The organism is Desulfobulbus sp., assembly GCF_030824455.1.
In the GTDB taxonomy this organism is placed as follows: domain Bacteria; phylum Desulfobacterota; class Desulfobulbia; order Desulfobulbales; family Desulfobulbaceae; genus Desulfobulbus.
The window spans coordinates 1-2,626 of the sequence record NZ_JAVBXR010000001.1 but is presented as its reverse complement, the minus strand read 5'-3'; the positions used below and the strand labels follow the sequence as shown (position 1 = coordinate 2,626).

Sequence of the window (2,626 nt, the reverse complement as noted above, 5' to 3'; positions counted from 1 at the left end):
CCAGAGCGCAGGCATGCACTGATCTATCAAAATGAAAAATCGGGTAAGCGGCCATCTAGCTCAGCGGCCGATTTTTCATCAGCATTCTATCCGCCGCGCTTGCCTCTGCTCTTGCAAGGGACGGCTGCACACATCGAGGTACGCCAACCATGGGCGGCAGATCACGCAACACCCAGCAACAAGGAAGATGGGATTTTATCAAGGAGCTCTCAGATGATCGATTGCATAAATACGGGGTCATGTCATCCAAGAAACACGATTCTGCCCAGGGATGGGAAAGCCCCGGCAAAGAAGCCCTTAACTTTGAAGCCGCCAAAGAGTTTGAACGGCGCACCGGAAAAACGCCCTACTGGTACGTCAAGGAGTAGCTACCGGTTCAAGGTCGGCCTGCCGCCGGTGGAACTCTCCTTTCACCACCAGTTTGCCGTCTTCTGCCCGGACGCGCTCCCCTGGCAGGCCTACCGCTGGGGCCGGTTCGGTTCCGGCGGCACTGCCGACGCCCGGCACTGCTTTGTAGACGACTGGCGGCTGGAACATCTCTGGCGCAGGTTCGGCCAGGGCTTGGCCAAGGTCCTGGACGCCGGAATTGTGACCGCGCCGGACTTCACCATTGATCACGACTTCCCCCTGGAACTGGTGCAATACCAGATTTGGCGCTCCCGGGTGCTGACCACCTACTGGCAGGAATACGGCGTGTTCGTGATTCCGGTCCTGCAATGGGGTTGCCCGGACAGTTTCCCAATCTGCGCCCAGGGCATCCGGCCCGGCTCGGTGGTCGCGGTTCGCGGCCCGCAACGCGGCACTGAATGCGCTTGGCTGGACGGCGCCCGCTACATGCAAGAAGCCTTGCAACCGTCCCTGGTCCTGCACTTCGGCAACAAGTTGGAGCTGTGGGACCGGGCTTTATATCTCCCTCTGAGGACAACCCGATGAACACGTTGTTTCTCTGCGCCGGCTGCGGCTGCTCTGTGCCGATGGATCAGACCGCGCCGACCTTCGGCCTATGCGTTCTATGTGAAGCCGACTTGAGCAAACGCTCAACAGCATGGACGGGAAACCACCGGACACAACAAGGTGTCGCGAATCAGTTTCAGGCAATGCAGCTGAGACAGCCCGCGCCACCTATCGTTCCATAAAATTATTCAGGAAAGAGACAAATGAAACATCAATGGGAAGAACACGAAAATTGCCAAAAGCTCCATTGCCCCATCTGCGACGGCGGATTGAGTGTTTGCAAAGTCTGCGGTCTGATTGAGGGATCACTTACAACCGATTGTCCAGGGTATCCATGCTGGGCAGAGAAAAACGAAGCCATCTATCAAGGCAAGATTGATTTCGTGAATGGCCAATGGGTTGAACAATCAAGCCCACACTCCCCGGCCTACTATCAAACAACTCGGAGTTGATCCATGACCACCTTTTTCCACCCCAAAAGCCGCCGTTCAAACAGCCTGCTTAGCCAGCAACTCCGCAGCGTCCTTTCCGGTTCACCGCTTCCTTGCCCGATCCCGGAAGACCCAAACTCATTTGACGGCATGCCGTTCCTGCCGCTGTCGGATTACCGCTACAATTACTCCTACCCGTTCCTGCTGCACAAGGATTGCCGCCGCCTCCAGGTCCGCGCGCCCCAGATCGAGCCGCTGACGCTGGATGCAGCCGCCAACCTCGCCGCGTTCGCGGAGTCACAAGCCCGATTAACAAGTGGTTCCCCAGTAGTACAAGGGTCCCCGTTCAGGGTGGTTCGTAATCTTGACTTTTTGAAAGTGTCTTTTCATCTGGAATGGGACCTGAACGTCAATTCGTTCCTCGATATCCTAGACATGATGAAAAAGAAGGTCCAGGACACGGAAAAGGATTCCATCCCGGTGTTCAAGGAAAACGGCTTCGATTGGAACCTCTACCGGACCGGCACGCCAAAGTATTCCTTCCGGATCAAATCGGGCGACGTGACCTTGATGTTCAGCCGGCGCAAGGCCTCGCACGATATCCCCAACTGTCGGTTGGAAATTGGCTCGCTTTCCTGCTGGTCGCCGGGGTTTTTCGCGATCTACGAACGGGCGAAAACTTTCCTCGCCGTCTACGGGGCCAAGATCGTCAAGGAAACCGTTTCCGAGGCGCACCTTGCCGCCGACTTCATCGGCACGGACATCAAGGCCGTGGACCTCTCCGACCAGAGCAAGTGGATTGCCAAAGCCAGGGACTTCAACCCCCACGATAAAATTCCGGTCCATCGTGGTCGCGATCCTGAACCCGAACCGGATGAACTGGACTTTAACCCGCATTACACCAACCGCCGGTTTACCGGCCTGGACATAGGCAAGGGCAACCTGATGCTGCGCGTTTACGACAAGGTCACCGAGTTGAAGCGCACCAGGGCGATTCATAAGCAACAAATCTTTTCCGAAATCTGGGGCATGAAGCAGTACGACGACCAGTCCGTGACCCGCGTTGAATATCAGGTTCGCCGGCCCAAGCTGCGGGAGTTCGCCGACTCTGAAGACAAGCGCATCGACACCGTGGCCGACTTGGCCGGGGCTCTCCGCTCCCTCTGGGCGTACCTGACCACCGAATGGACCCGGCACACATCGAACCCGGTCAACCGCAACCACAACCAGGGCAAAGCCAA

At 57.1% G+C, this 2,626-nt stretch carries 3 protein-coding genes; all 3 read left to right on the top strand.

Annotated features, from left to right (window positions below; genetic code table 11):
* The first annotated feature begins 149 nt into the window (after positions 1 to 149).
* A complete protein-coding gene (locus RCH93_RS00015) occupies positions 150 to 368 on the top strand; it encodes a hypothetical protein (RefSeq protein ID WP_306545856.1) in 219 nt (72 codons plus the stop codon).
* Positions 322 to 933, top strand: a complete 612-nt coding sequence (locus tag RCH93_RS00010; RefSeq protein WP_306545854.1) for a DUF4417 domain-containing protein — start codon at positions 322 to 324, stop codon at positions 931 to 933. Before RCH93_RS00015 ends, RCH93_RS00010 begins: the two co-directional genes overlap by 47 nt.
* 476 nt (positions 934 to 1,409) lie before the next feature.
* The coding region (locus RCH93_RS00005) for a hypothetical protein (RefSeq protein WP_306545852.1) at positions 1,410 to 2,626 on the top strand (1,217 nt) is incomplete at its 3' end.